This is a genomic window from Streptomyces sp. NPDC088725, from assembly GCF_044751305.1.
Lineage (GTDB): Bacteria > Actinomycetota > Actinomycetes > Streptomycetales > Streptomycetaceae > Streptomyces.
In genome coordinates, this window is record NZ_JBIVLO010000003.1 from 419,179 (window position 1) to 444,890 (window position 25,712).

At 68.2% G+C, this 25,712-nt stretch carries 37 protein-coding genes; 5 read left to right on the forward strand and 32 right to left on the reverse strand.

The annotated features are described in order from the left end of the window. Window positions 1-77 precede the first annotated feature (77 nt). Together ACIP6N_RS08920 and ACIP6N_RS08925 are read left to right on the forward strand one after the other, a co-directional pair. Complete coding sequence (locus ACIP6N_RS08920) at window positions 78-953, forward strand: hypothetical protein (RefSeq protein ID WP_401814036.1); 876 nt, start codon at window positions 78-80, stop codon at window positions 951-953. A 129-nt stretch (window positions 954-1,082) separates the two neighbouring features. Then, window positions 1,083-1,589: a GtrA family protein gene (locus ACIP6N_RS08925; RefSeq protein ID WP_401814038.1), complete on the forward strand. Its 507-nt coding sequence runs from the start codon at window positions 1,083-1,085 to the stop codon at window positions 1,587-1,589. A 30-nt stretch (window positions 1,590-1,619) separates the two neighbouring features. Here the strand turns inward: ACIP6N_RS08925 and truA are convergent, their stop codons facing one another. The 32 genes from truA to ACIP6N_RS09085 all read right to left on the reverse strand — a co-directional run bounded on the left by truA (window position 1,620) and on the right by ACIP6N_RS09085 (window position 19,913). Beyond that, the gene (truA, locus tag ACIP6N_RS08930) at window positions 1,620-2,471 is read right to left on the reverse strand and encodes a tRNA pseudouridine(38-40) synthase TruA (RefSeq protein WP_401814039.1); all 852 of its coding nucleotides are present in this window, start codon (window positions 2,469-2,471) and stop codon (window positions 1,620-1,622) included. A 75-nt stretch (window positions 2,472-2,546) separates the two neighbouring features. Beyond that, on the reverse strand, window positions 2,547-3,068 hold the full coding sequence (rplQ, locus tag ACIP6N_RS08935; protein ID WP_401814041.1) for a 50S ribosomal protein L17: 522 nt from the start codon (window positions 3,066-3,068) through the stop codon (window positions 2,547-2,549). Between the two features lie 121 nt (window positions 3,069-3,189). Beyond that, complete coding sequence (locus tag ACIP6N_RS08940) at window positions 3,190-4,212, reverse strand: DNA-directed RNA polymerase subunit alpha (RefSeq protein ID WP_040024300.1); 1,023 nt, start codon at window positions 4,210-4,212, stop codon at window positions 3,190-3,192. 131 nt (window positions 4,213-4,343) lie between these two features. Then, window positions 4,344-4,748, reverse strand: a complete 405-nt coding sequence (rpsK, locus tag ACIP6N_RS08945; protein ID WP_040024299.1) for a 30S ribosomal protein S11 — start codon at window positions 4,746-4,748, stop codon at window positions 4,344-4,346. A 67-nt stretch (window positions 4,749-4,815) separates the two neighbouring features. After that, on the reverse strand, window positions 4,816-5,196 hold the full coding sequence (gene rpsM, locus ACIP6N_RS08950) for a 30S ribosomal protein S13 (protein ID WP_401814042.1): 381 nt from the start codon (window positions 5,194-5,196) through the stop codon (window positions 4,816-4,818). A 200-nt stretch (window positions 5,197-5,396) separates the two neighbouring features. Continuing rightward, complete coding sequence (gene rpmJ, locus ACIP6N_RS08955; protein ID WP_003956441.1) at window positions 5,397-5,510, reverse strand: 50S ribosomal protein L36; 114 nt, start codon at window positions 5,508-5,510, stop codon at window positions 5,397-5,399. Window positions 5,511-5,568: 58 nt separating this feature from the next. Further along, window positions 5,569-5,790 (reverse strand): translation initiation factor IF-1, encoded by a 222-nt coding sequence (gene infA, locus ACIP6N_RS08960; RefSeq protein ID WP_014047798.1) that lies wholly within the window; start codon window positions 5,788-5,790, stop codon window positions 5,569-5,571. Window positions 5,791-6,016: 226 nt separating this feature from the next. Continuing rightward, window positions 6,017-6,853: a type I methionyl aminopeptidase gene (gene map, locus ACIP6N_RS08965; RefSeq protein ID WP_401814043.1), complete on the reverse strand. Its 837-nt coding sequence runs from the start codon at window positions 6,851-6,853 to the stop codon at window positions 6,017-6,019. A 130-nt stretch (window positions 6,854-6,983) separates the two neighbouring features. Beyond that, window positions 6,984-7,649 carry an adenylate kinase gene (locus tag ACIP6N_RS08970; RefSeq protein ID WP_401814045.1) on the reverse strand — a complete coding sequence of 222 codons (666 nt, stop codon included), beginning with the start codon at window positions 7,647-7,649 and terminating at the stop codon, window positions 6,984-6,986. Beyond that, the gene (secY, locus tag ACIP6N_RS08975; RefSeq protein WP_401814046.1) at window positions 7,649-8,968 is read right to left on the reverse strand and encodes a preprotein translocase subunit SecY; all 1,320 of its coding nucleotides are present in this window, start codon (window positions 8,966-8,968) and stop codon (window positions 7,649-7,651) included. Before secY ends, ACIP6N_RS08970 begins: the two co-directional genes overlap by 1 nt. Before the next feature lie 255 nt (window positions 8,969-9,223). Further along, a complete protein-coding gene (rplO, locus tag ACIP6N_RS08980; protein ID WP_401814048.1) occupies window positions 9,224-9,679 on the reverse strand; it encodes a 50S ribosomal protein L15 in 456 nt (151 codons plus the stop codon). Between the two features lies 1 nt (window position 9,680). Further along, window positions 9,681-9,863 carry a 50S ribosomal protein L30 gene (gene rpmD / locus ACIP6N_RS08985; protein ID WP_401814049.1) on the reverse strand — a complete coding sequence of 61 codons (183 nt, stop codon included), beginning with the start codon at window positions 9,861-9,863 and terminating at the stop codon, window positions 9,681-9,683. Next, window positions 9,863-10,462, reverse strand: a complete 600-nt coding sequence (rpsE, locus tag ACIP6N_RS08990; protein ID WP_401814051.1) for a 30S ribosomal protein S5 — start codon at window positions 10,460-10,462, stop codon at window positions 9,863-9,865. Before rpsE ends, rpmD begins: the two co-directional genes overlap by 1 nt. A gap of 45 nt (window positions 10,463-10,507) precedes the next feature. Further along, complete coding sequence (gene rplR / locus ACIP6N_RS08995; protein ID WP_401814053.1) at window positions 10,508-10,891, reverse strand: 50S ribosomal protein L18; 384 nt, start codon at window positions 10,889-10,891, stop codon at window positions 10,508-10,510. A 3-nt stretch (window positions 10,892-10,894) separates the two neighbouring features. Further along, window positions 10,895-11,434, reverse strand: coding sequence for a 50S ribosomal protein L6 (gene rplF, locus ACIP6N_RS09000; protein WP_401814054.1), 540 nt, complete (start codon window positions 11,432-11,434; stop codon window positions 10,895-10,897). A 21-nt stretch (window positions 11,435-11,455) separates the two neighbouring features. After that, on the reverse strand, window positions 11,456-11,854 hold the full coding sequence (rpsH, locus tag ACIP6N_RS09005) for a 30S ribosomal protein S8 (protein ID WP_319680019.1): 399 nt from the start codon (window positions 11,852-11,854) through the stop codon (window positions 11,456-11,458). Window positions 11,855-12,096: 242 nt separating this feature from the next. Then, a complete protein-coding gene (locus ACIP6N_RS09010; RefSeq protein ID WP_003948630.1) occupies window positions 12,097-12,282 on the reverse strand; it encodes a type Z 30S ribosomal protein S14 in 186 nt (61 codons plus the stop codon). A 2-nt stretch (window positions 12,283-12,284) separates the two neighbouring features. Continuing rightward, entirely contained in the window at window positions 12,285-12,842 is a 558-nt protein-coding gene (gene rplE, locus ACIP6N_RS09015; protein WP_401814056.1) for a 50S ribosomal protein L5, read from the reverse strand. Beyond that, window positions 12,842-13,165, reverse strand: a complete 324-nt coding sequence (rplX, locus tag ACIP6N_RS09020; RefSeq protein WP_401814057.1) for a 50S ribosomal protein L24 — start codon at window positions 13,163-13,165, stop codon at window positions 12,842-12,844. The genes rplE and rplX overlap by 1 nt, the downstream gene beginning before the upstream one ends. A gap of 2 nt (window positions 13,166-13,167) precedes the next feature. After that, window positions 13,168-13,536, reverse strand: coding sequence for a 50S ribosomal protein L14 (rplN, locus tag ACIP6N_RS09025; protein WP_003966950.1), 369 nt, complete (start codon window positions 13,534-13,536; stop codon window positions 13,168-13,170). A gap of 100 nt (window positions 13,537-13,636) precedes the next feature. Next, window positions 13,637-13,921, reverse strand: a complete 285-nt coding sequence (gene rpsQ / locus ACIP6N_RS09030) for a 30S ribosomal protein S17 (protein WP_401814058.1) — start codon at window positions 13,919-13,921, stop codon at window positions 13,637-13,639. After that, window positions 13,921-14,145: a 50S ribosomal protein L29 gene (rpmC, locus tag ACIP6N_RS09035; RefSeq protein ID WP_401814059.1), complete on the reverse strand. Its 225-nt coding sequence runs from the start codon at window positions 14,143-14,145 to the stop codon at window positions 13,921-13,923. Before rpmC ends, rpsQ begins: the two co-directional genes overlap by 1 nt. Further along, window positions 14,145-14,564: a 50S ribosomal protein L16 gene (gene rplP, locus ACIP6N_RS09040; protein ID WP_014154587.1), complete on the reverse strand. Its 420-nt coding sequence runs from the start codon at window positions 14,562-14,564 to the stop codon at window positions 14,145-14,147. Before rplP ends, rpmC begins: the two co-directional genes overlap by 1 nt. Before the next feature lie 5 nt (window positions 14,565-14,569). Then, complete coding sequence (gene rpsC / locus ACIP6N_RS09045; protein WP_401814061.1) at window positions 14,570-15,436, reverse strand: 30S ribosomal protein S3; 867 nt, start codon at window positions 15,434-15,436, stop codon at window positions 14,570-14,572. Next, window positions 15,436-15,783, reverse strand: coding sequence for a 50S ribosomal protein L22 (gene rplV, locus ACIP6N_RS09050; protein ID WP_401814417.1), 348 nt, complete (start codon window positions 15,781-15,783; stop codon window positions 15,436-15,438). The genes rpsC and rplV overlap by 1 nt, the downstream gene beginning before the upstream one ends. Before the next feature lie 41 nt (window positions 15,784-15,824). Beyond that, a complete protein-coding gene (rpsS, locus tag ACIP6N_RS09055) occupies window positions 15,825-16,106 on the reverse strand; it encodes a 30S ribosomal protein S19 (protein WP_040024281.1) in 282 nt (93 codons plus the stop codon). Window positions 16,107-16,118: 12 nt separating this feature from the next. Beyond that, the gene (gene rplB, locus ACIP6N_RS09060; RefSeq protein ID WP_401814062.1) at window positions 16,119-16,955 is read right to left on the reverse strand and encodes a 50S ribosomal protein L2; all 837 of its coding nucleotides are present in this window, start codon (window positions 16,953-16,955) and stop codon (window positions 16,119-16,121) included. A 39-nt stretch (window positions 16,956-16,994) separates the two neighbouring features. Further along, on the reverse strand, window positions 16,995-17,405 hold the full coding sequence (gene rplW, locus ACIP6N_RS09065) for a 50S ribosomal protein L23 (RefSeq protein WP_401814063.1): 411 nt from the start codon (window positions 17,403-17,405) through the stop codon (window positions 16,995-16,997). Then, a complete protein-coding gene (rplD, locus tag ACIP6N_RS09070) occupies window positions 17,405-18,055 on the reverse strand; it encodes a 50S ribosomal protein L4 (protein WP_401814065.1) in 651 nt (216 codons plus the stop codon). The genes rplW and rplD overlap by 1 nt, the downstream gene beginning before the upstream one ends. 8 nt (window positions 18,056-18,063) lie before the next feature. Continuing rightward, a complete protein-coding gene (gene rplC, locus ACIP6N_RS09075) occupies window positions 18,064-18,708 on the reverse strand; it encodes a 50S ribosomal protein L3 (protein WP_401814066.1) in 645 nt (214 codons plus the stop codon). Between the two features lie 14 nt (window positions 18,709-18,722). Next, on the reverse strand, window positions 18,723-19,031 hold the full coding sequence (rpsJ, locus tag ACIP6N_RS09080; protein ID WP_003948644.1) for a 30S ribosomal protein S10: 309 nt from the start codon (window positions 19,029-19,031) through the stop codon (window positions 18,723-18,725). Window positions 19,032-19,712: 681 nt separating this feature from the next. Next, entirely contained in the window at window positions 19,713-19,913 is a 201-nt protein-coding gene (locus tag ACIP6N_RS09085; RefSeq protein WP_401814067.1) for a hypothetical protein, read from the reverse strand. A gap of 279 nt (window positions 19,914-20,192) precedes the next feature. Here ACIP6N_RS09085 and ACIP6N_RS09090 point away from each other — a divergent pair, with 279 nt between their 5' ends. From ACIP6N_RS09090 to ACIP6N_RS09100, 3 genes are read left to right on the forward strand one after another with little or no spacing between them, the layout of a single operon-like run. Further along, a complete protein-coding gene (locus tag ACIP6N_RS09090) occupies window positions 20,193-21,284 on the forward strand; it encodes a BTAD domain-containing putative transcriptional regulator (protein ID WP_401814068.1) in 1,092 nt (363 codons plus the stop codon). A gap of 31 nt (window positions 21,285-21,315) precedes the next feature. Continuing rightward, window positions 21,316-23,655, forward strand: coding sequence for a TOMM precursor leader peptide-binding protein (locus ACIP6N_RS09095; protein WP_401814069.1), 2,340 nt, complete (start codon window positions 21,316-21,318; stop codon window positions 23,653-23,655). Beyond that, window positions 23,645-25,609 carry a TOMM precursor leader peptide-binding protein gene (locus ACIP6N_RS09100; RefSeq protein ID WP_401814071.1) on the forward strand — a complete coding sequence of 655 codons (1,965 nt, stop codon included), beginning with the start codon at window positions 23,645-23,647 and terminating at the stop codon, window positions 25,607-25,609. Before ACIP6N_RS09095 ends, ACIP6N_RS09100 begins: the two co-directional genes overlap by 11 nt. The last annotated feature ends 103 nt before the right edge of the window (window positions 25,610-25,712 follow it).

The window sequence follows — 25,712 nt, forward strand, 5'->3', positions numbered from 1 at the left end:
ACCCCGTCGCCACCACCGCCCGGCCTTTCTCCGGCTCCCGGCGTCAACGCCCTACGCCCGGCCGTAAACTGCGCGGCATGAGCTTTGGGCAAGGGGGACCCTCGTGGGACAGCTCCGGGGCACCGGGACAGGGACCGCACGGCACACGGACACCGGACTGGGGCGCGCTCGCCGACGCCTCCGAGTCACGCGCACGCCGTAAGCGCTGGCTGATGATCGGTGGCGGCGGGCTCGCGACCGTGGCGATCGCCGCGATCGTCGCGACCGCGGTCGTCTCGGCGAACAGCGGTGACGACGGCTCCGGCGGGAAGGACACCGGCGCGCTGCCTCCGGCCAGCGCGCTGCCGAGCGAACCCACCGAGGCCGAGCCTTCGTTCCCTTCGGCGAGCGCGCTGCCGCCGCCGAACCCGAAGGACTACATCTCCAGCGCCGACAAGGACAAGGCTCCGCTGAGCGCGGGAACGCTGTTCCCGTCGGCCGCGCTGGCGCTGAACGGCCATACGTACGCCAAGGGCGCCACGAGCAGCACCACCGCCTGTGCGGCGGCGGCCCAGGGACGGCTGGGCGCGGTCCTCTCCTCGGACGGCTGCGGCCAGGTGATCCGTGCCACGTTCCACAAGGACGGGGTGGCGGTGACCGTCGGAGTCGCGGTCTTCGAGAAGGAGGCACAGGCGCTGAAGGCGAAGAACGAGGCGAAGGACGGCATCGCGTCGCTCCCCGGCGCCGGCGTCCCGACCTTCTGCCGGGCGCCGTCGATCTGCCGCAAGACGACCAACTCGTACGGCAGGTATGTGTACTTCACGGTCGGCGGCTTCACCAGCGGCAAGAACGTGACCGTGAAGGACAAGAACGTCTTCACCGCCGGGGACGACGTCGCGGAGTTCACGTTCCGCCAGATCCTGGCGCGCGGTCAGGCGCAGGCGTCGGCGGCGGCCACGGCCCCGGTGAACTGACTCACGTTCACCCCTTCACAGCGGCCGGTCGTCACCTAGACTCAGCATCCGGTGTGAAGTTCATATGTGGGTCGTGTCTCTCGGGTGCTCTCCCGCGACGCTCCCCGACAGACGGGGCGGGGAATCGGCATGAACGAGCGGCACGCGCGTTCCTCGCGCCTGGGGAAGCTGTACGGCGAGATAGCGAAGTTCGGGATGGTGGGGCTCTCCGGGATCGTGGTGAACATCCTGGTGTTCAACCTCGTCAGGAGCTCCACCGGCCTGCAGACCGTGCGGGCGAGCGTGCTCGCCACCGCGGCGGCCGTCCTCGGCAACTACATCGGCTTCCGGTACTTCACCTACCGCGACCGCCCGCGCAGCAGCCGGCGCCGTGAACTGAGCCTGTTCCTCGGCTTCAGCGCCGTCGGCCTGCTGATCGAGAACGCGGTCCTGTTCACGGCAACCTACGAACTCGGCCTGGACAGCCCGCTGTTGAACAACTTCTTCAAGTTCGTCGGCATCGGCGTCGCCACGCTCTTCCGCTTCTGGTCCTACCGCACCTGGGTCTTCAAGGCCCAAGGAGCTCGCCAGGCAGCGGAGTCGATGGACCTGACGCTGCCACAGGTCCGCCTGGCGGGCGGACAGGGAGCTCAGTAACCACCGGGCGCTCCCTGTCCGGCCCGGCGGTCAGCAGCAGTCCGCTCCCGGCAACGTCCGCTTGTTGCGGGCCTCTTTGCTCCGGGCCGCCAGCAACTCGTCTGCCGGGTAGCCGACTTCCTCCAGTGTGAGGCCGTGCGGCCGTACGACATGGACGGCCGAGTCCCGGACTCCCGCCGCCAGTACCTTCGCCGGCCACTCCACGGGCCGGTGCCCGTCGCCCACGAACAGCATGGCGCCCACCAGCGAACGCACCATGTTGTGGCAGAACGCGTCGGCCCTGACGGTTGCCGTGAGTACGCCGTCGTCGCCGCGCGCCCACTCCAGCTTCTGGAGCGTACGGATGGTCGTCGCGCCCTCGCGCCGCTTGCAGTAGGCCGCGAAGTCGTGTTCGCCGAGCAGTCCTGCGGCGGCCGCGTTCATCGCGTCCATGTCCAACGCCCAGTCGTGCCACAGCACATGACCGCGCAACAGCGGATCGACGCCGCCGGGGTGGTCGACCACCCGGTACGCGTACCGCCGCCAGACCGCCGCGAAGCGCGCGTTGAACCCGGCGGGCGCCTCGGCCACGCTCCAGACCCGTACGTCGTGCGGCAGCCGTCCCGCGAGCCTGCGCAGGAGCTTGTCCCCGTGCTCGGCCCACACGGACTCCGGCAGATCGACATGCGCGACCTGGCCGCGCGCGTGCACACCCGCGTCCGTACGCCCGGCGACGGTCAGATCGTACGTACGCGAAGAGCGCGTCACCGTACGCAGCGTGTCCTCGATCTCGCCCTGGACGGTGCGCCGGGTGGCCTGCCTGGCCCAGCCCGAGAAGTCCTTGCCGTCGTACGAAAGATCAAGCCGCACCCGTACGGAGCCGGGTTCCACCTCGTCACTCACGCTCAGCTCCCTCCCTCACGCGGAACGGGCCCGCCCCCGTGAGGGAGCGGGCCCGTCCGTCAGCCGTTGACGCGCTCAGGCGTCCTTGGACTCTTCGTCGGCCTCGGCGGCCGGCTTGGTGTCCTCGACAACAGCCTCGTCGGACGCGTCGTCCTGCTTCGCGTCCTTCTTGGCGGCGTCTTCCTTGACCGCACGCTTCGTGGCGGCCTCGGCCTCACCGGTGGCGGCCTGCGCCACGGTCAGGGCCTCGACCAGCTCGATGACCGCCATCGGGGCGTTGTCGCCACGACGGTTGCCGATCTTGGTGATGCGGGTGTAGCCACCGGGGCGGTTCTCGTACCGCGGCGCGATCTCGGTGAAGAGCGTGTGCACGATGCTCTTGTCCGTGATCGTCTGCAGCACCAGGCGACGGTTGTGGATGTCGCCCTTCTTCGCCTTGGTGACAAGACGCTCCGCGACCGGACGCAGGCGGCGGGCCTTGGCCTCGGTCGTGGTGATGCGGCCGTGCTCGAAGAGCGACTTCGCGAGGTTCGCGAGGAGCAGCTTCTCGTGCGCGCCGCTGCCGCCCAGACGGGCACCCTTGGCGGGCTTCGGCATGGTGTTACTCCTTCATATCTGCACCGGCCGTATCAGGTACCGGTGTCAGTTCCCGCGAGGCGGCCGCCAAGCGGAAGATTCGGAGCCCGCGGGCTCAAGCCCGCAGCTCAAGCCCGGAGGCTCAGTACTGCTCGGTCTCCACGAACCCGGCGTCCACGTCGTCGTCGGCGCCGAAGGCGTCAGCGGCGGCGGTGGGGTCGAATCCGGGCGGGCTGTCCTTGAGCGCGAGGCCCATACCGGCCAGCTTCGCCTTGACCTCGTCGATCGACTTCGCGCCGAAGTTGCGGATGTCGAGCAGGTCGGCCTCGGACCGCGCCACGAGCTCACCCACGGAGTGGATGCCCTCGCGCTTGAGGCAGTTGTACGACCGGACCGTCAGCTCGAGCTCTTCGATCGGCAGGGCGAGATCGGCGGCGAGCGCCGCGTCCGTCGGCGACGGGCCCATGTCGATGCCCTCGGCGTCGATGTTCAGCTCGCGCGCCAGGCCGAACAGCTCGACCAGCGTCTTACCGGCGGACGCCATGGCGTCGCGCGGCCGCATGGCCTGCTTGGTCTCGACGTCGACGATCAGCTTGTCGAAGTCGGTGCGCTGCTCGACACGGGTCGCCTCGACCTTGTACGTGACCTTCAGCACCGGCGAGTAGATGGAGTCGACCGGGATACGGCCGATCTCCTGGCCGACCTGCTTGTTCTGGACGGCGGAGACGTAACCGCGACCGCGCTCGACGGTCAGCTCCATCTCCAGCTTGCCCTTGCCGTTCAGCGTGGCGAGGACGAGGTCCGGGTTGTGCACCTCGACACCGGCCGGCGGGGCGATGTCGGCGGCGGTGACCAGGCCGGGACCCTGCTTGCGCAGGTACATCACGACCGGCTCGTCGTGCTCCGAGGAGACGACGAGCTGCTTGATGTTGAGGATGAGGTCGGTGACGTCTTCCTTGACGCCCGGCACGGTGGTGAACTCGTGCAGGACACCGTCGATCCGGATGCTGGTGACAGCAGCGCCGGGGATCGAGGAGAGGAGCGTACGCCGGAGGGAGTTACCGAGCGTGTAACCGAAGCCGGGCTCCAGCGGCTCGATGACGAACCGGGAGCGGTACTCGTCGACGACCTCTTCGGTCAGCGACGGACGCTGAGCGATAAGCATGGGGATTTCCTTTTGTCAGGGACGCCCGCTATTTGACGTCCTTCAGTACTGCGCACTGCTCATTACCACAAGGGTACGGGCGGCACGACTCTAACGAGTCGTACCGCCCGGACACTCAGGACAACCGAGCCTCAGACGCGACGGCGCTTGGGCGGACGGCAGCCGTTGTGCGGGGTGGGGGTGACGTCCTGGATCGAACCCACCTCGAGGCCGGTGGCCTGGAGGGAGCGGATCGCGGTCTCACGGCCGGAGCCGGGACCCTTGACGAAGACGTCGACCTTGCGCATGCCGTGCTCCTGCGCGCGACGGGCAGCCGACTCGGCGGCCATCTGCGCGGCGAACGGAGTGGACTTGCGCGAGCCCTTGAAGCCGACGTGGCCGGCGGAGGCCCAGGAGATCACGTTGCCCGAGGGGTCCGTGATCGAGACGATGGTGTTGTTGAACGTGCTCTTGATGTGGGCGTGCCCGTGAGCGACGTTCTTCTTTTCCTTGCGGCGCACCTTCTTGGCTGCACCACTACGGCCCTTAGGAGGCATGTTTTTACTCCAGCGTGGAGGTGGTCGGTCCTACAGCGAAGACCGCTGATAAGCGTCCGGCTGAGGACTACTTCTTGCCCGGCTTCTTCTTACCGGCGATGGCGCGACGCGGGCCCTTGCGGGTACGAGCGTTCGTGCTGGTGCGCTGACCGTGCACCGGCAGGCCACGGCGGTGACGCAGACCCTGGTAGCAACCGATCTCGACCTTGCGGCGGATGTCGGCAGCGACCTCGCGACGGAGGTCACCCTCGGTCTTGAGGTTGGCATCCACGTACTCGCGGATCTTGACGAGGTCTTCCTCGGCAAGGTCGCGGACGCGGGTGTCAGGGTTGACGCCCGTCGCGGCAAGGGTCTCCTTGGACCGGGTGCGCCCGATACCGAAGACATAGGTAAGGGCGACCTCGACGCGCTTTTCGCGCGGGAGGTCAACGCCTGCGAGGCGTGCCATTCATGGCTCCTGTTGATTCGGAGGTCTTCCGCAGTGTCGTCCTGGAGGAGCGGCAGGCGCGTGAGTGCGCAGGCGAAATCCAGGTCTCCGGCCTCCGCCGGAGGTGTCGACCTCCCTCATAGGGACGCCGGACACTGCGTATGTACGTATTACTTTGCTCGCGTCGCGCGAAGTACTGCGAAAAGGCAGGTGGTCGTGCGTCAGCCCTGGCGCTGCTTGTGGCGCAGGTTGTCGCAGATGACCATGACCCGGCCGTGACGGCGGATCACCTTGCACTTGTCGCAGATCTTCTTGACGCTCGGCTTGACCTTCATGGGATTGAGGTTCTCCGGGTCAGGTGTCCGCACCCCGTGGAAGGGGCGCCGACAAGATCTACTTGTACCGGTAGACGATCCGGCCACGCGTCAGGTCGTACGGAGACAGCTCCACCACGACCCGGTCATCGGGAAGGATACGGATGTAGTGCATCCGCATCTTGCCGCTGATGTGCGCGAGGACCTTGTGACCGTTCTGGAGCTCCACCCTGAACATCGCATTCGGGAGGGACTCGATCACGGTGCCCTCAATTTCGATGGCACCTTGCTTCTTGGCCACGCTTCGCCCTTCGAATCGGCTACCTTGATCGATTCCGGCAGCCGCGTGAAGACACACGGGTACACCAGATCCGACGCGTCAGTCTACGACAGCACCCTCGAAAAGACGAATCCGTGCAGCTTGCCCATTACCAGAGCGCTCAACCCTCCAGGCGCCCAACCCTCTGAGCGGCACGCACACGGGTTCGGGCACACGGATCGGCCTCGGGCGCGCGGAGCGGCGCGGCTCAGGCCAGCGGGTCCGGGGCGGCCGTGACGCCCAGCTCGGCGAGCTTCGCCTTGCCGCCGTCCGGGGACGTCAGGACCAGCGGTCCCTCCTCCGTCAGGGCGATGGAGTGCTCCCAGTGCGAGGACCAGGTGCCGTCGGTCGTGATGACCGTCCACTCGTCCTCCAGCACCTCGGTGCGCGGCGTGCCGAGCGAGACCATCGGCTCGATCGCCAGGCAGAAGCCGGGGATCAGCTTGGGACCCTTGCCGCGCTTGCGCGTGACGTAGTTCAGCAGGTGCGGGTCCATGTGCATCTCGGTGCCGATGCCGTGGCCGCCGTACTCCTCGATGATTCCGTACTTGCCACCGCCGGGACGGGGCTGGCGGCGGATGTACGTCTCGATCGCGCGCGACACGTCGATGAGCCGGTTACCGCCGCGCATCGCCGCGATGCCGGCCCACATCGACTCCTCGGTCACCCGGGACAGCTCGATCAGCTCCGGTGCGTGACCCTCGCCGACGAACGCGGTGAAGGCCGCGTCGCCGTGCCAGCCGTCGATGATCGCCCCGGCGTCCACGGAGATGATGTCGCCGTCCTTCAGGACGGTCTTGTCGTCCGGGATGCCGTGCACGACGACCTCGTTCACCGAGGTGCAGATCGTCGCCGGGAACCCGCCGTAGCCCAGGAAATTCGGCTTCGCGCCGTGCTCGGCCAGCACCTTGCGGGCGACCATGTCCAGGTCCTTCGTGGTGGCCCCCGGCACCGCCGCCTCGGCGGTGGCCGCGTGCACCGCGGCGACGACCAGCCCTGCCTCACGCATCTTCGCGATCTGCTCGGGGGTCTTGATCTCCACCATTACCGCACTGCCTTCCACCCGCTCGAACGAAGCCGTACTCGCACAACCGCTGTACTCAAAACGCCGTACTCAACAGTACGGCCGCGGTGTCCTGACGGACACCACGGCCGTTCTGTCTGAAAAACGCTGCTCAGGCCGAGGCGGCCCTGTCGGATCCGAGCGCTTCCATCGCGCGGTCGGTCACATCGGTGACCTTGCCGAGCGCGGAGATCGTGACCACGAGGCCCTGGCCCCGGTAGTGGTCGATGATCGGCTCGGTCTGCGTGTGGTAGACCTCGAGCCGCGTACGGACCGTGTCCTCGGAGTCGTCGTTCCGCTGGTACAGCTCTCCGCCGCAGACGTCACAGACGCCGTCCTGCTCCGGCGGGCTGTACGTCACGTGGAAGACGTGCGCGCTGTCGTTGCGGCAGATGCGCCGGCCGGCGATCCGCTTCACGACCTCGTCCTCGGGCACTTCGAGGTCCAGCACGGCGTCCAGCTTCACGCCGTCCGCCTTCAGCGCCTCGTCGAGCGCCACCGCCTGCGACACGTTGCGCGGGAAGCCGTCCAGCAGGAAGCCCTTCTCGGCGTCCGGCTGGGCCATGCGGTCCCGCGCCATCGCGATCGTGACCTCGTCGGGCACCAGGTTTCCCGCGTCCATGTACGACTTCGCCGTCTTGCCCAGCTCAGTTCCCTGGCTGATGTTGGCGCGGAAAAGGTCGCCCGTAGAGATGTGCGGGATCGTCAAGATCTTGGCAAGGTACGCGGCCTGCGTTCCCTTGCCGGCACCGGGCGGTCCGACGAGGACGATTCGCATCAGCGGAGGAACCCTTCGTAATTGCGCTGCTGAAGCTGGCTCTCGATCTGCTTCACGGTCTCCAGACCCACACCCACGATGATCAGGATGCTCGTCCCGCCGAACGGGAAGTTCTGGTTCGCGCCGCCGTACCCCGCCAACGCCAAGGTCGGCACGAGAGCGATCAGGCCCAGATACAGCGAGCCCGGCCAAGTGATCCTGTTGAGCACGTAGCTCAGGTACTCGGCGGTAGGTCGACCGGCCCGGATACCCGGGATGAACCCACCATACTTCTTCATGTTGTCAGCGACTTCCTCGGGGTTGAACGAGATAGCCACGTAGAAGAAGGCGAAGAACACGATCAGCAGGAAGTACGTCGCGATGTAGTACGGATGGTCACCCTTGACGAAGTGACCCTCGATCCAGGTCTTCCAGCCCGCGGTGGAGTTGGAGAACTGCGCGACGAGTGCCGGGATGTAGAGCAGCGACGACGCGAAGATGACCGGGATGACGCCCGCCTGGTTCACCTTGAGCGGGATGTACGTCGACGTACCGCCGTACGAGCGGCGGCCGATCATGCGCTTCGCGTACTGGACGGGAATCCGGCGCTGCGCCTGTTCGACGAAGACGACCAGGGCCACCATGACGAAGCCGATCAGGATGACCGTGCCGAACTCGATCCAGCCCTTGGCGAGCGTGCCGCTCTGCTTGATGGCCCACAGCGCGCCGGGGAAGCCGGCGGCGATCGAGATGAACATCAGGATGGACATGCCATTGCCGATGCCCTTGTCGGTGATCAGCTCGCCGAGCCACATGACGGCCGCGGTACCCGCGGTCATCGTGATGACCATCACAGCGGTGGTGAAGATCGACTGGTTGGGGACGATGTCGGACGCGACCGGGCAGCCGCTGAACAGTGCACCGCTGCGCGCGGTGGCGACAAGGCCGGTGCCCTGAAGAATGGCGAGAGCGATCGTCAGATAACGCGTGTACTGCGTGATCTTGGTCTGACCTGACGAGCCCTCCTTCTTGAGGGTCTCCAGCTTGGGGATGACCACGGTCAGCAGCTGCAGGATGATGCTCGCGGTGATGTACGGCATGATGCCGAGCGCGAAGATCGTGATCTGCAGCAGCGCCCCGCCGCTGAACATGTTCACCAGCCCGAAGAGGCTGTTGTTGCCCTTCTGAGCCGCGTCGACACACGTCTGGACGTTTTCGTAGCTGACACCGGGTACAGGGATATGGGCCCCGAGCCGGTACAGCACGATGATGCCGAGTGTGAAGAGCAGCTTTTTGCGCAGGTCGGGCGTCCTGAACGCCCGGGCGAACGCGGTGAGCACGGTGCCTCCTGCGACCCCCGCGCTAACGCGTCAGAGGTGACGGTATTGAGGATCGACGAATAAGGAACGAGCGATACCGCACGGGGAACCCCTGCGGACACACCGCGCGGTGGGGGTCCCGGGGCGAGCCCCGGGCTTCAATACAGCAACAACCCACGCCACCTTACCGGCGAGAGTGCCCCCCTTGGAACGACCAATCGGGGATGCCCCATTTGAGAGGCATCCCCGGTCGGATGTTCAAGCCATCGAGTTGTCTTAGACGAGCTCGGTGACGGTGCCGCCGGCAGCGGCAATCTTCTCCTTGGCGGAGCCGGAAACGGCGTCAACCGAAACCTGCAGCGCCACGGAGATCTCGCCCTGGCCAAGGACCTTGACGAGGCTGTTCTTACGAACCGCACCCTTGGTGACCAGGTCGGCCACCGTGACCTCGCCGCCCTCGGGGTAGAGAGCGCCGAGCTTGTCCAGGTTCACGACCTGGTACTCGGTACGGAACGGGTTCTTGAAGCCCTTGAGCTTCGGGAGACGCATGTGGAGGGGCATCTGCCCACCCTCGAAGCGCTCCGGGATCTGGTAACGAGCCTTCTGGCCCTTGGTACCACGACCTGCGGTCTTACCCTTGGACGCCTCACCACGACCCACACGGGTCTTGGCGGTCTTGGCGCCCGGGGCAGGACGGAGGTTGTGGACCTTCAGCGGGTTGTTCTCCGCCATGTCAGTCGACCTCCTCAACCGTCACGAGGTGGCGGACGGTCTGCACCATTCCGCGGAACTCGGGGCGGTCATCCTTGACAACCACGTCGTTCAGGCGCTTGAGCCCGAGCGAACGAAGGGTGTCGCGGTGGTTCTGCTTGCTGCCGATGTACGACTTCGTCTGCGTGATCCTCATGCGAGCCATTACGCACCCGCTCCCGCACGCGCACGAAGCAGAGCCGCGGGGGCGACGTCCTCGAGGGGCAGACCACGGCGAGCCGCGATCTCCTCGGGACGCTGCAGGCCCTGGAGGGCCGCCACGGTCGCGTGCACGATGTTGATCGGGTTCGAGGAACCGAGCGACTTCGACAGGATGTCGTGCACGCCCGCGCACTCGAGTACGGCACGCACCGGGCCACCGGCGATAACACCGGTACCGGGCGACGCCGGCTTGAGCAGTACGACACCGGCCGCCTTCTCACCCTGGATCGGGTGAGGGATGGTGCCCTGGATACGGGGGACCTTGAAGAAGTGCTTCTTGGCCTCCTCAACACCCTTGGCGATGGCGGCCGGCACCTCCTTGGCCTTGCCGTAACCGACACCTACGGTGCCGTCACCGTCGCCCACCACGACCAGCGCGGTGAAGCTGAAGCGACGACCACCCTTCACGACCTTGGCGACACGGTTGATCGCGACGACGCGTTCGACGTACGCGGTCTTCTCGGCCGCTCCGCCGTCACGGCCCTTCCGGTCCCGCCGCTCGCCGCCACCGGCACCGCTTCCGCGGCGCTGGGGTCCAGCCATTGGATTACCTCTCTCTGTTACGTCCGCTTTGCGTGGGAACCGGGGCTAGAACTTCAGCCCGGCTTCGCGGGCGGCGTCAGCCAGAGCGGCAATCCGCCCGGCGTACTGGTTACCACCACGGTCGAAGACGACGGCCTCGATACCGGCGGCCTTGGCGCGCTCGGCGACCAGGGCCCCGACCTGCTTGGCCTGGGCGCTCTTGTCGCCCTCGGCTCCGCGGATCGACGTGTCCAGGGTCGACGCCGAAGCGAGCGTGTGGCCCGCGACGTCGTCCACGACCTGAGCCACCATGTGGCGGTTGGATCGCGTCACAACCAGGCGGGGACGCTGCTGCGTGCCCGACACCTTCTTGCGGACGCGAATGTGACGGCGCTTGATGGCAGCGGCCTTGTAGGCCTTGCCCTTGGCGATCTTCACACCGAATGCCATGGCTTACTTACCAGCCTTTCCGACCTTGCGGCGGATGACCTCGCCCGCGTACCTGACACCCTTGGCCTTGTACGGGTCAGGCTTCCGCAGCTTGCGGATTTTGGCGGCGACCTCGCCGACCTTCTGCTTGTCGATGCCCTCGACGGAGAACTTCGTCGGGTTCTCGACCTTGAAGGTGATGCCCTCAGGGGCCTCGATGAGGATCGGGTGGCTGTAGCCCAGGGCGAACTCCAGGTTGGAGCCCTTCGCCTGGACGCGGTAACCGACACCACTGATCTCGAGCGCCTTGACGTATCCCTGGGTCACGCCGGTGATCATGTTCGCCACCAGCGTGCGGGACAGGCCGTGCAGGGCCTTGTTCTGACGCTCGTCGTTCGGACGCAGCACCTGAATGATGCCGTCTTCGCCCTTGGTGACCTCGATCGGCGCGGCGACGGTGTGCGAGAGGGAACCCTTGGGGCCCTTCACCGCGACCGTGCGGCCATCGATGGTGACGTCCACACCGGCGGGAACCTGGATGGGGAGCTTGCCGATTCGCGACATTAGCTTTTCCTCCGTTCCCGACTACCAGACGTAGGCGAGGACTTCCCCACCTACGCCCTTCTTGCCTGCCTGCTGGCCGGTGAGGAGACCGTGGGACGTGGAGATGATCGCCACGCCCAGGCCGCCGAGCACCTTGGGCAGATTGGTGGACTTCGCGTACACGCGCAGACCCGGCTTGGAGATGCGCTTGATGCCGGCGATCGAACGTTCACGGTTCGGGCCGAACTTCAGCTCCAGGACGAGGTTCTTGCCGACTTCGGCGTCCTCGACCTTCCAGCCGGTGATGAAGCCCTCCTGCTGGAGGATCTCCGCGATGTGCGACTTGATCTTGCTGTGCGGCATCACGACGTCGTCGTGGTACGCCGAGTTCGCGTTACGCAGACGCGTGAGCATGTCTGCGATGGGATCAGTCATGGTCATTGATTGGCCTTCGGCCTCTCTCGCCGGGGTTTCCTGTATGCGCCATCCCTCTCCCCGATCAGAGTCGGGACGGGTGCGGTGCGGGGACCTACGGCGTAGTAAGCGTTGTCTGCGGGCTGTTCAGCCCGCGGGCGGTCCGAGTCAGCGGGCGCCCAACCCCAGCAGCCTACGGCATATGGGGAAGGGCTCCCGCCAACCAGTTGCTTACCGAGAGCTTCTGGAGGCTTCCCTGAAAGGGAGGACTACCAGGAACTCTTGGTGACGCCCGGCAGCTCGCCGCGGTGGGCCATCTCACGAAGGCACACACGGCAGAGGCCGAACTTGCGGTAGACGGAGTGGGGACGCCCGCAGCGCTGGCAGCGGGTGTAACCGCGCACGCCGAACTTCGGCTTGCGGGCGGCCTTAGCGATCAGAGCCTTCTTCGCCACGGTCAGTTCTCCTTGAACGGGAAGCCGAGGTGACGAAGGAGGGCACGACCCTCGTCGTCGTTGGTCGCCGTGGTGACCACGGTGATGTCCATGCCCCGGACCCGGTCGATCTTGTCCTGGTCGATCTCGTGGAACATGACCTGCTCCGTGAGACCGAAGGTGTAGTTGCCACGGCCGTCGAACTGCTTCGGCGACAGACCGCGGAAGTCACGGATACGCGGAAGCGCGAGCGACAGCGTACGGTCCAGGAACTCCCACATGCGGTCACCACGGAGCGTGACGTGGCAGCCGATCGGCTGACCCTCGCGCAGCTTGAACTGCGCGATGGACTTCCGGGCCTTCGTGACGGCCGGCTTCTGGCCGGTGATCGTCGTCAGGTCGCGGATCGCGCCGTCCATCAGCTTCGAGTCGCGAGCGGCGTCGCCCACACCCATGTTGACCACGATCTTGATGAGACCGGGGACCTGCATGACGTTCTCGTACTGGAACTGTTCACGCAGCTTGCCGGCGATCTCTTCGCGGTAGCGCGTCTTCAGACGCGGCGAAGTGGTGGCAGTCATCAGATGTCCTCACCGGTCCGCTTGGCAACGCGGATCTTGTTGCCCTCGTCGTCAAAGCGGTACCCGACGCGCGTGACAACCTTCTTGCCGTCCTTCTCCGCGATCAGCTGAACGTTGCTGACGTGGATCGGGGCCTCGGTCGTCACGATGCCACCGGTCTGCGAACCGCGAGCCGTCTGACCGGCCTTGGTGTGCTTCTTGACCCGGTTGACACCCTCGACCAGAACACGGTCACGCTCGGGGTAGGCCACGATGACCTTGCCCTGCTTGCCCTTGTCCTTACCGGTGATGACCTGAACCAGGTCGCCCTTCTTGATCTTCATGCTTACAGCACCTCCGGCGCGAGCGAGATGATCTTCATGAACTTCTTCTCGCGCAGCTCACGGCCCACCGGGCCGAAGATACGGGTGCCGCGAGGGTCGCCGTCGTTCTTGAGAATGACAGCGGCGTTCTCGTCGAAGCGGATGTACGAGCCGTCCTGGCGACGACGCTCCTTCACGGTGCGAACGATGACCGCCTTGACGACGTCACCCTTCTTCACGTTGCCACCGGGGATCGCGTCCTTGACGGTGGCGACGATGACGTCACCGATGCCCGCGTAGCGGCGACCCGAGCCACCGAGAACACGGATGGTGAGAATTTCCTTCGCACCCGTGTTGTCGGCGACACGAAGTCGCGACTCCTGCTGGATCACGTGTTTCTCCTGATCGTCTGCCGGTTCCCCGGGGGACCACCGCGTACGGCGGTCCCCCGGAGCCTGGCGGAACTATTCCGAGGGAATCCCCTCGGAGGGATTACTTGGCCTTCTCGAGGATCTCGACGATGCGCCACCGCTTCGTGGCGGACAGCGGCCGGGTCTCCATCAGGAGGACGCGGTCGCCGATGCCGGCGGCGTTCTGCTCGTCGTGCGCCTTGAGCTTGTTCGTACGGCGGATGACCTTGCCGTACAGCGCGTGCTTGACGCGGTCCTCGACAGCGACGACGACGGTCTTGTCCATCTTGTCGCTGACCACGAGACCCTCACGGGTCTTGCGGAAGGAACGGTCGGTGTTGGTCTCGGTCACGTTGCTCTCGCTCATCAGGCGCTCTCCACCGTCTCGATGCCCAGCTCGCGCTCACGCATCAGGGTGTAGATCCGCGCGATGTCCTTCCGGACGGCCTTGAGCCGACCGTGGTTCTCGAGCTGACCGGTCGCCGCCTGGAAGCGGAGGTTGAACAGCTCTTCCTTGGCCTCGCGAAGCTTGCCGACAAGCTCCTCGTCGCCCAGTTCGCGCAGCTCGGACGTCTTGGTAACGGCCGCCATCACGACTCACCTGCCTCGCGCCGAACGATCCGGCACTTCATCGGAAGCTTGTGAGCAGCGCGGGTAAGCGCCTCACGCGCAATCTTCTCGTTCGGGTAGGACAGCTCGAACATCACCCGACCGGGCTTGACGTTCGCGATCCACCACTCGGGGGAACCCTTACCGGAACCCATGCGGGTCTCGGCAGGCTTCTTGGTGAGCGGACGGTCCGGGTAAATGTTGATCCAGACCTTGCCGCCACGCTTGATGTGACGGGTCATCGCGATACGAGCGGCCTCGATCTGGCGGTTCGTCACGTACGCCGGGCTGAGCGCCTGGATGCCGTACTCGCCGAACGCCACCTGCGTGCCACCCTTGGACATACCGCTGCGCTTCGGGTGGTGCTGCTTGCGGTGCTTGACCCTACGGGGGATCAGCATGTCGGTCAGGCCTCCGTTCCGCCGGTAGAAGAGGGCGTCGCCTCCGCGGCCGGAGCAGCGGCAGCGGCCTCGGCCTTGGGGGCCTCGGCAGCCGGGCTCTGCTGCGGCTTGCGGCCACCACGGCCACCGCGCTCGCCACCGCCGCCACGGCCACCACGGCCGGCCGGACGGTCGCCGCCGGCGCCGCCGCCACGAGCCGGGCGGTTGCCCGCGCGGGCTGCGGCGTTCTCGGCACGCACCTCGGCGATGTTCTTGACGTCGCCCTTGTAGATCCAGACCTTCACACCGATGCGGCCGAAGGTCGTCTTGGCCTCGAAGAAGCCGTAGTCCACGTTCGCGCGGAGCGTGTGCAGGGGCACACGGCCCTCGCGGTAGAACTCCGAACGGGACATCTCGGCGCCGCCGAGACGGCCACCGCACTGGATCTTGATGCCCTTGGCGCCGGCCTTCATCGTCGACTGCATGCTCTTACGCATGGCGCGACGGAAGGAGACACGCGAGGACAGCTGCTCGGCGACGGCCTGGGCCACCAGCTGAGCGTCGACCTCGGGGTTCTTGACCTCGAGGATGTTCAGCTGGACCTGCTTGCCGGTCAGCTTCTCCAGCTCGCCGCGGATGCGGTCGGCCTCGGCGCCGCGGCGGCCGATGACGATGCCCGGACGTGCGGTGTGGATGTCAACGCGGACGCGGTCGCGGGTGCGCTCGATCTCGACCTTCGAGATGCCGGCCCGCTCCATGCCCTTCGTCATCATGCGACGAATGGCAACGTCTTCCTTGACGTAGTCCTTGTACAGCTTGTCGGCATACCAGCGCGACTTGAAGTCGGTGGTGATACCGAGCCGGAACCCATGCGGGTTAACCTTCTGGCCCATTACCGGGTTCCTTCCTTGCTGCTGACGACCACGGTGATGTGGCTGGTCCGCTTGCGGATCCGGTAGGCACGGCCCTGGGCGCGCGGCCGGAACCGCTTCAGGGTCGGACCCTCGTCCACATACGCCTCGCTGATGACCAGCGAATTGGCGTCGGTGTGATCGTAGTTGTGAGCGGCGTTGGCAATGGCGCTGTCGAGCACCTTGCCCACCGTCACGCTCGCGGCCTGCGGGGCGAAACGCAGGACCGCCTGAGCCTCCGTGGCATCCATGCCACGGATGAGGTCCACCACTCGGCGGGCCTTCATGGGCGTGACGCGGATGTACCGCGCCTGGGCCCTGGCTTCCATGGTTGTCCCTTCGGTGTAAGTCATAGTCGTTCCACCCCGCGTTAGCGGCGCTTCGACTTCCGGTCGTCCTTGACGTGGCCGCGGAAGGTGCGAGTCGGCGAGAATTCTCCGAGCTTGTGGCCGACCATCGACTCGGTGACGAACACCGGGACGTGGATCTTGCCGTTGTGCACCGCGATCGTGTGGCCCAGCATGTCCGGGACGATCATCGAGCGACGGGACCAGGTCTTGATGACGTTCTTGGTGCCTGCTTCGTTCTGGACTGCCACCTTCTTGATCAGGTGGTCGTCGACGAAGGGCCCCTTCTTGAGACTGCGCGGCATCTAAACCCGCTCCTAGCGCTTCTTGTTCGTCTTGCGGCGGCGGACGATGTACTTGTTGCTCGCCTTCTTGGGAGAACGAGTACGACCCTCCTTCTGACCCCACGGGCTGACCGGGTGGCGACCACCGGAGGTCTTGCCCTCACCACCACCGTGCGGGTGGTCGACCGGGTTCATGGCGACACCGCGGACGGAGGGGCGGACGCCCTTCCAGCGCATACGGCCGGCCTTGCCCCAGTTGATGTTCGACTGCTCGGCGTTGCCGACCTCACCGATCGTGGCGCGGCAGCGGACGTCGACCATGCGTACTTCACCTGACGGCATACGAAGGGTGGCCATAGAGCCTTCCTTCGCGAGCAGCTGCACGGAAGAACCCGCGGAACGGGCGAACTTCGCGCCGCCGCCGGGCCGCAGCTCGATGGCGTGAACCGTCGTACCCACCGGGATGTGACGCAGCGGGAGGTTGTTGCCCGGCTTGATGTCCGCGCCGGGGCCGTTCTCGATCCGGGCGCCCTGCGAGAGGCCGGCCGGGGCGATGATGTAGCGCTTCTCGCCGTCTGCGTAGTGCAGGAGCGCGATGCGCGCGGTGCGGTTGGGGTCGTACTCGATGTGCGCGACCTTGGCCGGCACGCCGTCCTTGTCGTGACGACGGAAGTCGATCACGCGGTAGGCGCGCTTGTGGCCACCACCCTGGTGGCGCATGGTCACACGACCGGCGTTGTTACGGCCGCCCTTGCTGTGCAGAGGGCGGACCAGCGACTTCTCCGGCGTGGACCGCGTTACCTCGACAAAGTCGGCGACGCTGGAGCCACGACGGCCCGGGGTCGTCGGCTTGTACTTGCGGATACCCATTTCTCAGTCCTCGTCCGATTCCGGACGACTCGACCTCCGTCAGGAGGTCGGGCCGCCGAAGATGTCGATTCGGTCGCCCTCAGCGAGGGTCACGATGGCGCGCTTGGTGTCAGCGCGCTTGCCGAAACCGGTGCGGGTGCGCTTGCGCTTGCCCTGGCGGTTGATCGTGTTGACCCCGGTGACCTTGACCGAGAAGACCGCCTCGACGGCCTGCTTGATCTGAGTCTTGTTGGCGGAGGGCAGCACCACGAAGGTGTACTTGCCCTCGTCCAGCAGCGCGTAGCTCTTCTCGGAGACGACCGGCTTGACAAGAATGTCGCGCGGGTCAGAGAAGGCCTTGCTCAGCGGAGTCTCAACGACGGGGCCGGGCTCGCGGCGGGCCTTGGCCTTGCGCGCGGCCTTTGCGGCCTTGGCGGCCTTGCTGGCGATGCTCGGGTGTCGCGTAGCCATCAGGCTTCGCTCCCTTCGGTCTCAACGGGCTTGGGCCCAGACACGAAGGACTCGAAAGCGGCCTTGGTGAAGACCACGTCGTCGGAGACGAGCACGTCATACGTGTTCAGCTGGCCCGGCGCCAGGATGTGCACCTGGGGCAGGTTGCGTGCGGACAGCCAGGCGGCCTCGTCGGCGCGCTCGGCGACCAGCAGCACGTTCTTGCGGTCGCTGACCTTGCCCAGCAGGAGCTTGGCGGCCTTGGTGGACGCCGCACCCTCGACCACGTCGGAGACGACGTGGATACGGGAGTGACGGGCCCGGTCGGTGAGGGCACCGCGCAGGGCGGCGGCCTTCATCTTCTTCGGGGTCCGCTGCGAGTAGTCACGCGGCTGCGGGCCGTGGACGACGCCACCGCCTACGAACTGCGGCGCACGGGTCGAACCCTGACGGGCGCGGCCGGTGCCCTTCTGGCGGTACGGCTTCTTGCCACCGCCGCGGACTTCGCCACGGGTCTTGGTCTTGTGCGTGCCCTGGCGGGCAGCGGCCAGCTGGGCGACAACGACCTGGTGGATCAGCGGGATGCTGACCTTGGCGTCGAAGATCTCCGCGGGGAGTTCGACGGTCCCGGCCTTGTCGCCTGCCGGCGAAAGGATGTCAACGGTGCTCATCAGTTACCTCAGGCCCCCTTGGCCGCGGTACGGACCAGGACGAGGCCGCCGTTCGGACCAGGAACCGCACCCTTGATCAGGATCAGGCCCTTTTCCGCGTCAACGGCATGAACGGTCAGGTTCTGGGTGGTCACGCGCTCGTTACCCATCCGGCCGGCCATCCGCATGCCCTTGAACACGCGGCCAGGGGTGGCGCAGCCACCGATGGAACCGGGCGAACGGTGCTTGCGCTGGACACCGTGACCGGCGCCGAGACCACGGAAGTTGTGGCGCTTCATGACACCGGCGAAGCCCTTGCCCTTGCTCTTGCCCGTGACGTCAACCTTGACGCCGGACTCGAACACGTCGGCAGTGACCTCCTGGCCGAGCGTGTACTCGGCCGCGTCGGAGGTGCGGAGCTCCACCAGGTGGCGGCGGGGGGTCACGTCGGCCTTGGCGAAGTGGCCCTTGAGGGGCTTGTTCACCTTGCGCGGGTCGATCTCGCCGAAGGCGATCTGGACCGACTCATAGCCGTCGGAGTCATTCGTACGGACCTGGGTAACGACGCAGGGTCCGGCCTTGACCACGGTTACCGGGACGACACGGTTGTTCTCGTCCCAGACCTGGGTCATGCCGAGCTTCTCGCCCAGGACGCCCTTGATCTGCTTTGCCATCTCTTCCGCGCCTCTCAGAGCTTGATCTCGATGTCGACGCCGGCCGGAAGGTCCAGGCGCATCAACGAGTCAACGGTCTTGGGCGTCGGGTCGAGGATGTCGATCAGGCGCTTGTGCGTGCGCATCTCGAAGTGCTCGCGCGAGTCCTTGTACTTGTGCGGCGACTTGATGACGCAGTACACGTTCTTCTCTGTGGGCAGCGGCACCGGGCCTGCGACCGACGCACCAGTACGCGTCACCGTCTCGACGATCTTCTTCGCCGAAGAGTCGATGACCTCGTGGTCGTAGGCCTTGAGCCGGATGCGGATCTTCTGTCCCGCCATGGCTACTTCGTAGTCCTGTCTCTCGTAACGCTCTGGGACCTGGTAGGGCTGCGATGTCGTGCACCGCTTGTTCTGTCTCCGACCCCCGAGGTCGGGCGTGTCGCATCCCTTCCAGAGAGAAGTCCCGAAGGATTTCCCAACCGAAGGGTGCGGACCCGAAGACCGCGGAACCGGAGGCCGAACACCTACCGGGTGCCTGGCCGGCACCCTGCTGACACTTCCCGGAAGATTCCCGTACGTCCGTCCTAGCGCTGCCCCGTAAGGCAGTTGGGACGACGAGTACAGTGGGACTCGCTTCCGGTCCTCCCGGCGGGAGGCGTGCAGCATTGGCGCTCAACCGAGCAACCTGGACAGTGTGCCATAGCACTTGCAGCCCTGGCCAATCGCGGCCCGAAAGGGTACCCCATGGGGTACCGGGCGAATCGTATGGCCGACCGGCGCCGGGCGAGGGATGCCGATTTCCCGCTTTTACCGCTTCTTTCGCGTCCGTGGAACCGGGACGTCAGGCATCAGCGATACGGCGACGGGGCGAGAGCCCGATGAGCACACCCCGAGGGAGACCGCCGCGACACCGCGGAGCGCGTTCGCGGCGCAAGGCCGTGGATCGATACCTCTGCCGGGCGGCGGACTCGCCCAGCAGGCGGGCCCGTCGGGGTCTTCCGGTGACCGTGCGCCGGACGCTCAGTGCGAATCCGGATGGCGGGACTGGCCGTTGGGCAGTTCGCCCGACGTGGAGTCCTCAAGCAGCGCGGTGTACTTCCGCGAGAGTTCCTCATAACGCTCATCAGCACCTTCGGCCCGGCGCTTGCGCCGGGTTATGAGGTACAGAGCGGCGAGCCCGGTGACCATCGAGGCGACTGGGATCAGCGCCCACCACTGCATGAATCCTCCCCTGTGTGCGGCGTACGGGGATGCCGCGACACTCCTGGCCGGAGTCATGCCCAGGCCGGCCGCCCGCCGAAACCACATCGCCGTACTTGGGCATCAGAAGCTTCGACGACCTCGGATATAACCAGATGTTTCATGCCAACCTCTGGACGCGGTGCCCGAGCGAATCTAGGTTTCATCCTCGGTAGCCCGCTTGCACCCGCCACACCACCCCGTCGTGGTCAAGTGCGCTTACCCGCAAGGCCGTTGGTGTACAACCCCACCCATCGTGCGATGCGAAAGGCTGTGGTGGTGAAACCCGGTGCCCCCGCGCCTGACGACTCGCTCCCCGAACCGACGACCGCGGCGGCGGCCACCGGCCGGCCCCGCTTCCTGGTACTCGGCCTGCTGGCCATCACCGACGGCCACGAGACGGTCGTGTTGCAGCCGTCCAAACCGGCTTCGCTGCTCGCCGCGCTGCTGCTGCATCCCGGCGAGGTGGTCTCCGCCGATCTGCTCCAGCGCGTGGTCTGGGGAAGCCGGCCCCCGGCCGGCGGCCGGTCGGCGCTCCACACCTGTGTGCTGCGACTGCGCCGGCTCTTCGCCAAGTACGGCATAGCCGACCACGCCATCGAAGCCGTCCCCGGCGGCTACCGGCTCCCCGCCGACGCGGACACCCTCGATCTCTTACGGTTCCGCGAGTTGCTGGCCCGGTCCGGTGCCAGCGACGATCCGGAGTCCGCGCTGCACCTCGCACGGACCGCGCTGTGCCTGTGGAAGGGCCCTGTCCTCGGCAACGTGCACTCCGACGAGCTCCATCGCGACCTCGTGCCGCGCCTCGCCGAGGAGCGGCTTCTCGCCGTCGAGCGGGTCTTCGACGGTGAACTGCGTCTGGGACAGCACCGGGAGATGATCGCCGAGGTCCGCGAGGCGGTCCGGGCCGATCCCGGGCACGAGAGGCTGTCCGCCCTGCTCATCGAGGCCCTGTACCGCTCCGGGCGGCGTGCCGAGGCACTGGCCGAGTACCGCAGGATCCACGCCCACCTCACCTCGGAGCTGGGCGTGGATCCCGGCCCCGCGCTGCGCGACCTGCAAGGCGCCGTCCTGCGCGGCGAACCGACCGGCGGGCACCCCGCGCTGACTGCCGCAGGCCTGTCACCGCCGCCCGCCGCCGAGGCACCGACCGGTCTCGAACGGGCCTCTCCACCGGCCCCCGGCCCCCTGGTCCTGCGCGCCCTCGTCAATGCCGGGCTGCTGGAAGAGGACCCGTCCGGCTGCTACCGCGTCCACGCCCTGCTCCGGCTCTTCGTCCATGCGGCCGGGGCCAGCCTGCCGACCGCCGCCACCACCGACCCGACGGACCTCCCCCCGTCGGCCGCCGGCTGACCGTCCCCGCTCTCCGGAGGTTTTCGCCCTCATGGCTCATGCTCCCGCGCCCTACGAGGAGATCGCTCAGTCGCGGCCCCGCATCCGCAGGGACGTCCTGTTCACCCGGACCCCGTCCGGGGTGCTCTTCCACAACGCCCACGGCGGGTTCAACGTCGTCACCCAGTCCGCCTACCGGTTCGCCGCGGTGATCGTGCCCCACCTCAACGGCGAGCGCCGCGTCGAGGAGCTGTGCGCCGGTCTGGGGGACAAGCAGCGCGACATGGTGGTCCAACTCGTGCGCGCACTCTACGCGCGTGGTTTCGCCCGGGACGCCGGGTCCATACCTCCGGCGGACGCCGTGTCGCCCCAGGTGGCGAAGCGTTTCGCCGATCAGCTCGACTACCTCGACCACTACGCGGACGACGCGCCCGGCCGGTTCCTGCGCTTCCGCTCCGCCCCGGTCGCCGTCCTGGGCGACGACGCCCTGTCCCGCTGGGCAGCGCTCGGCCTTCTCCGCAACGGCTGCGCCGCCGTGGCCGTCACCGAGCCCGACCCGCCGCACGACGTGCGCTCCCCCGGAGCCCACGGCGCCGAGAGCACGGCCGGCCTCGACGCGGAGGCCGCGATCCTCGCCGAAGCGGGCTGCGCCCCCCGTCTGGTCTGGCTGGCCGCGCCCGCCGCCGCGACGTCGCCCGCCGGAGCCACGTACACCGGAGGAGCCCGTCCCGGCGACGGGACATACGGCTGGCACGACCTCGACGGCTGGGACACCGTTCTGGTCACCGGTGCGGCCGGGCGCCGTCAGCTGCTCCGGCTGCTCGCCGAGGGCGTACCCGCGGGCCGCCGCCTGCTCGCCGCATGGACCTTCGGCAACCGTGCCGTCGTCGGCCCCTTGATGACCGCCGGCACCCCCGGCTGCTGGTGCTGCGCCGCCCTGCGGCTCGGTGCGGGCGCCGACGCCGCCGACAGTGCGGAGCTGTGGGCCTCCGTCGGCCCCGCCGCACCGCTGGGCGCCCCCGTGCCCGGCATCACCGGCCCGCTCGCGGGCATGCTCGGCAACCTCCTCGCCTTCGAGGTGTTCCGCCTCGCCACCGGGGCGCTGCCCGCCGAGACCCGCAACCAGGTCGTGGTCCAGGACCTCGACTCCCTCGACGTGCTGACCGAGCCGCTGCTGCCGCACCCCCGCTGTCCGTACTGCGCGGCCGAGGACACCGGCGCCGCCGAACCCGCCGCGCTCCCCGGCGATGTGCTGCGCACGCCCCACGCGGACGACGAACCCGCCGCGCTGCCCGCCGACGGAGCCGCGGACGAGGACGCCGCCCGGATCCTGCTCGCGGCACTGGAGGAGCGTGACGTCCTCGTCCACGAGCGGACCGGTGTCTTCACCGCGTTCGCCGACGACGACTGGGAGCAGACACCGCTCAAGGTCAGCACCGTCCGCCTGGGCATCGCGCCCGGCCGGATCCGCCGCATCTCCGCGGCGGACGTCCACACCGTGGCCGGCGCCCGCCTCACCGCTCTCTTCCGCGCCGCGGAGGTGTACGCCGAACACGTCGTACCGCCCCGCGTGCTCGGCGCCGCCACGCTCCAGGCCGCCGCGGGCAAATGGACGCGCGTCGCGCCCGCCGAACTGGCCGTCTCCAGCGGTCTCGACGTCCCGGCGGACCAGGTCGCCCACTGGAGCGAGGCCGTGTCCATGACCGACGGCCGGACCGTGCTGGTGCCGGTGGGCGCCGCCCGCACGCTGGGCCGCTGGAACGACCTGGGCCTGTTCGAGCCCACCTCGGCCGGCACCGGCGCCGCCGGCAGCCCGCGTGCCGCGCTCGCCCGTGCCCTGGCGACCGCGCTCGCCCTCGACGCGCTGCGCGGCGCCGTCCGCCGCACCGCCCCCGTGCCCGCCGTGGACGCGTCCTCCCTCGCCGCTGATCCCGAGACGCTCTTCCTGCTGCGCTCGGCGGACAACCTCGGCGTCACCGTCGAGATCCTCGACCTCACCGCCGCCGGCGGTGGTCTGCTGCCTGTCGTCCTGGCCCGCCTCACCGATCCGGAGACCGGGGCGGTGCGCTGGGCGACCGGGAGCGGTCTGCGGCACCGGGATGCCGCGCTGGAGGCCCTGCGCGACCTGATCGGCGCGGAACAGCTGCGTCGCGGCACGGAAGACCCCGACACCGGCGACCCCTTGTGGGCCGACCTGGACGCCGCCACCCTCGTCGGCGAGGGTGCCGTACCGCTGCCGGACACCGGCACCACCTGGGCCGCGGTGCTCGACGGCCTCGCCGCCGCCGGCCGGGACGCCCTCGCGGTGCCGCTGCCCGCACCCGACCTCGCGGCCGGCCGCATCCACACGGTGCGCGTCCTGCTGACCCGCGGAGAGAACTGTGCCGACTGAGACCGCGGCCGCGCCGCGTGGCCGCGCCGCGCCGCACGAACCGGTGCCCACCGGGCCGTGGGACGAGGTCTGCGCCGCGCTGACCGCCTCCCTCGGCCGGCGCGCGGGCCGCCACCCCGGCACGCCGCCGGCCGTGGTGGTCCCGCTCGGTCGTCGCGACGAGCTGGGTGACGGATCGGACCGGCTCGCCCCCGGCACCGTTCAGGTCGGGCTGTACGGGCACCATGCCGTGGTCGGCCCCGTGACCGCGGCCGGCGGCCCGGGCTGTCCGAGGTGTCTGGCCCGCCGCTGGCAGTCGGTGCGGGCCGGGTACCTGAGGGACGCCGTCGAGCGCGGCGGGGAGACCCGGGCCACCGGCACTCCGCCGTGGCGGGCCGACTTCGCGGTGGATGCCCTGTCCGCCCTCGTCGCGGCGGCGGCCGGGCGGCCTCGCCCCGCCCGCCATCCATGGGTCTGGCTGTTGGATCTGGAGACGCTGCGCGTCGCCCGGTTCCCGCTGGTGCCGGACGGTGAGTGCCCGTCCTGCGGGTCACGCCCCGACGACACCGCCGAGGCCGCCCGGATCACCTTGGAATCCAGCCCCAAGCACGCCCCGGACAGCTTCCGGGTGCGCCCGCTGGACGCGTACGGCCTGGTGCCCGAGGCGTTCGCGAACCCCGTCACAGGCATGCTCGGCCCGGGCGCCGTACCGGATCTGACGTCCGCCTCGACCTCCTCCGCGATCGGCGCGTTCACCACTCGTTCCGGCGACTACCTGCGGGACTGCTACTGGGGTGGCCACACCGGGACGTACGGCGCGAGTGTGCGGGTGGGGCTGCTGGAGGGTCTTGAGCGGTACGCCGGGATGCGGGCCCGCGCCAGGCGGACCGTGGTGACCGCCTCCGTCGACGACCTCGCCGACCTCGGCGACCCGGTGGTCGATCCGCGGGTCACCGGTCTGTACTCCGACGCCTTCCACGCCGCCGAACCGGACGCGCCGCGCTTCGCCCCGGACCGCCCGCTGCGGTGGGTGTGGGGCTGGTCGCTGCGCGAGGACCGGCCGGTTCTCGTACCCGAGGTCGTGGCGTACTACCACGCACCGGGTGGCGTCCGGCGGCGCTTCGTCCAGGAGAGCTCCAACGGTTGTGCCTCCGGCGGCAGTCTCGCCGAGGCCGTCTACCACGGGCTGATGGAGACCGTCGAGCGCGACGCGTTCCTGCTGTCGTGGTTCGGCCGGGCCCGGCTGCCCGAGATCGACCCGTCGAGCAGCACACGGCCGGCGACCCGTGCCATGGTCGACCGGCTGGCGATGTACGGGTACCGGGCGCGGTTCTTCGACACCCGCGTCACCTTCCCGGTGCCGGTGGTGACCGCGGTCGCCGAACGCGTCGACGGTGGGCCGGGACTGCTCTGCTTCGGTGCGGGCGCCTCCCTCGATCCGGAGGCCGCGCTCGCCGGCGGGCTCTGTGAGATCGCCACCGACTCCGTCAACCTCCGCCGCCGTACCGCCCGCGAGGAGTCCCGGCTGCGCCGCATGGCGGACGACTTCGGGGAGGTGCGCGTGCTGCACGACCACCCGCTCCTGTACGGACTGCCCGAGATGGGCCGGTACACCGACTTCCTGCTGCGCGGCCGGGACGACGCGGACCGGGTGGCGCTGTCGTCGCTCGCCTCGGGGCCCGGCGCCCTTTCCGCCTCGGCCGATCTGCGGGAGGACGTGGAGGCGTGCGTCGGTGCCGTGACGGCGCGGGGATTCGACGTGGTGGTGGTCGACCAGACCGCCGCCGAACAGCGGGCCCTCGGCTTTCACACGGTCAAGGTCCTGGTGCCAGGTCTGATCCCGATCGACTTCGGCTGGAGCCGGCAGCGCGGCCCCCTGATGCCGCGGGCCCGTACCGCGCTGCGCGAGGCCGGACTGTGCGGCGGCGACCTGCCGCCGGACGGCCTCAACCCGGCCCCGCACCCGTTCCCCTGAACTCCGCGCGCCCCGCGGGACCAACGCAGCAGCACCAGACGTTCGTACCACCCACCATCCGGCGCCGGGCACCTCAGCCGCGGCGGGCCATCGCAGACGAGCA

Bases quoted from the DNA above. Each gene is read 5' to 3' on its own strand.
- rpsJ (WP_003948644.1), bottom strand. From the start codon at position 19,031: ATGGCGGGACAGAAGATCCGCATCCGGCTCAAGGCCTACGACCACGAG.
- rpsH (WP_319680019.1), bottom strand. From the start codon at position 11,854: ATGACCATGACTGATCCCATCGCAGACATGCTCACGCGTCTGCGTAAC.
- rpsE (WP_401814051.1), bottom strand. From the start codon at position 10,462: ATGGCTGGACCCCAGCGCCGCGGAAGCGGTGCCGGTGGCGGCGAGCGG.
- rpsC (WP_401814061.1), bottom strand. From the start codon at position 15,436: ATGGGCCAGAAGGTTAACCCGCATGGGTTCCGGCTCGGTATCACCACC.
- rplW (WP_401814063.1), bottom strand. From the start codon at position 17,405: ATGGCTACGCGACACCCGAGCATCGCCAGCAAGGCCGCCAAGGCCGCA.
- rplC (WP_401814066.1), bottom strand. From the start codon at position 18,708: ATGGCAAAGCAGATCAAGGGCGTCCTGGGCGAGAAGCTCGGCATGACC.
- rplB (WP_401814062.1), bottom strand. From the start codon at position 16,955: ATGGGTATCCGCAAGTACAAGCCGACGACCCCGGGCCGTCGTGGCTCC.
- rpsM (WP_401814042.1), bottom strand. From the start codon at position 5,196: ATGGCACGCCTCGCAGGCGTTGACCTCCCGCGCGAAAAGCGCGTCGAG.
- ACIP6N_RS08940 (WP_040024300.1), bottom strand. From the start codon at position 4,212: ATGCTTATCGCTCAGCGTCCGTCGCTGACCGAAGAGGTCGTCGACGAG.
- rplE (WP_401814056.1), bottom strand. From the start codon at position 12,842: ATGACTGCCACCACTTCGCCGCGTCTGAAGACGCGCTACCGCGAAGAG.
- rplR (WP_401814053.1), bottom strand. From the start codon at position 10,891: ATGGCATTCGGTGTGAAGATCGCCAAGGGCAAGGCCTACAAGGCCGCT.
- rpmC (WP_401814059.1), bottom strand. From the start codon at position 14,145: ATGGCGGCCGTTACCAAGACGTCCGAGCTGCGCGAACTGGGCGACGAG.
- rpsS (WP_040024281.1), bottom strand. From the start codon at position 16,106: ATGCCGCGCAGTCTCAAGAAGGGGCCCTTCGTCGACGACCACCTGATC.
- ACIP6N_RS09090 (WP_401814068.1), top strand. From the start codon at position 20,193: ATGCGAAAGGCTGTGGTGGTGAAACCCGGTGCCCCCGCGCCTGACGAC.
- rplO (WP_401814048.1), bottom strand. From the start codon at position 9,679: ATGGCGGAGAACAACCCGCTGAAGGTCCACAACCTCCGTCCTGCCCCG.
- rplP (WP_014154587.1), bottom strand. From the start codon at position 14,564: ATGCTGATCCCCCGTAGGGTCAAGCACCGCAAGCAGCACCACCCGAAG.
- rpsQ (WP_401814058.1), bottom strand. From the start codon at position 13,921: ATGAGCGAGAGCAACGTGACCGAGACCAACACCGACCGTTCCTTCCGC.
- ACIP6N_RS08970 (WP_401814045.1), bottom strand. From the start codon at position 7,649: ATGCGAATCGTCCTCGTCGGACCGCCCGGTGCCGGCAAGGGAACGCAG.
- rplX (WP_401814057.1), bottom strand. From the start codon at position 13,165: ATGAAGATCAAGAAGGGCGACCTGGTTCAGGTCATCACCGGTAAGGAC.
- rplF (WP_401814054.1), bottom strand. From the start codon at position 11,434: ATGTCGCGAATCGGCAAGCTCCCCATCCAGGTTCCCGCCGGTGTGGAC.
- rpmJ (WP_003956441.1), bottom strand. From the start codon at position 5,510: ATGAAGGTCAAGCCGAGCGTCAAGAAGATCTGCGACAAGTGCAAGGTG.
- map (WP_401814043.1), bottom strand. From the start codon at position 6,853: ATGGTGGAGATCAAGACCCCCGAGCAGATCGCGAAGATGCGTGAGGCA.
- ACIP6N_RS08920 (WP_401814036.1), top strand. From the start codon at position 78: ATGAGCTTTGGGCAAGGGGGACCCTCGTGGGACAGCTCCGGGGCACCG.
- rpsK (WP_040024299.1), bottom strand. From the start codon at position 4,748: ATGCCTCCTAAGGGCCGTAGTGGTGCAGCCAAGAAGGTGCGCCGCAAG.
- rplQ (WP_401814041.1), bottom strand. From the start codon at position 3,068: ATGCCGAAGCCCGCCAAGGGTGCCCGTCTGGGCGGCAGCGGCGCGCAC.
- rplV (WP_401814417.1), bottom strand. From the start codon at position 15,783: ATGGAAGCCAGGGCCCAGGCGCGGTACATCCGCGTCACGCCCATGAAG.
- ACIP6N_RS08925 (WP_401814038.1), top strand. From the start codon at position 1,083: ATGAACGAGCGGCACGCGCGTTCCTCGCGCCTGGGGAAGCTGTACGGC.
- rpmD (WP_401814049.1), bottom strand. From the start codon at position 9,863: ATGGCTCGCATGAGGATCACGCAGACGAAGTCGTACATCGGCAGCAAG.
- ACIP6N_RS09085 (WP_401814067.1), bottom strand. From the start codon at position 19,913: ATGCAGTGGTGGGCGCTGATCCCAGTCGCCTCGATGGTCACCGGGCTC.
- rplD (WP_401814065.1), bottom strand. From the start codon at position 18,055: ATGAGCACCGTTGACATCCTTTCGCCGGCAGGCGACAAGGCCGGGACC.
- ACIP6N_RS09095 (WP_401814069.1), top strand. From the start codon at position 21,316: ATGGCTCATGCTCCCGCGCCCTACGAGGAGATCGCTCAGTCGCGGCCC.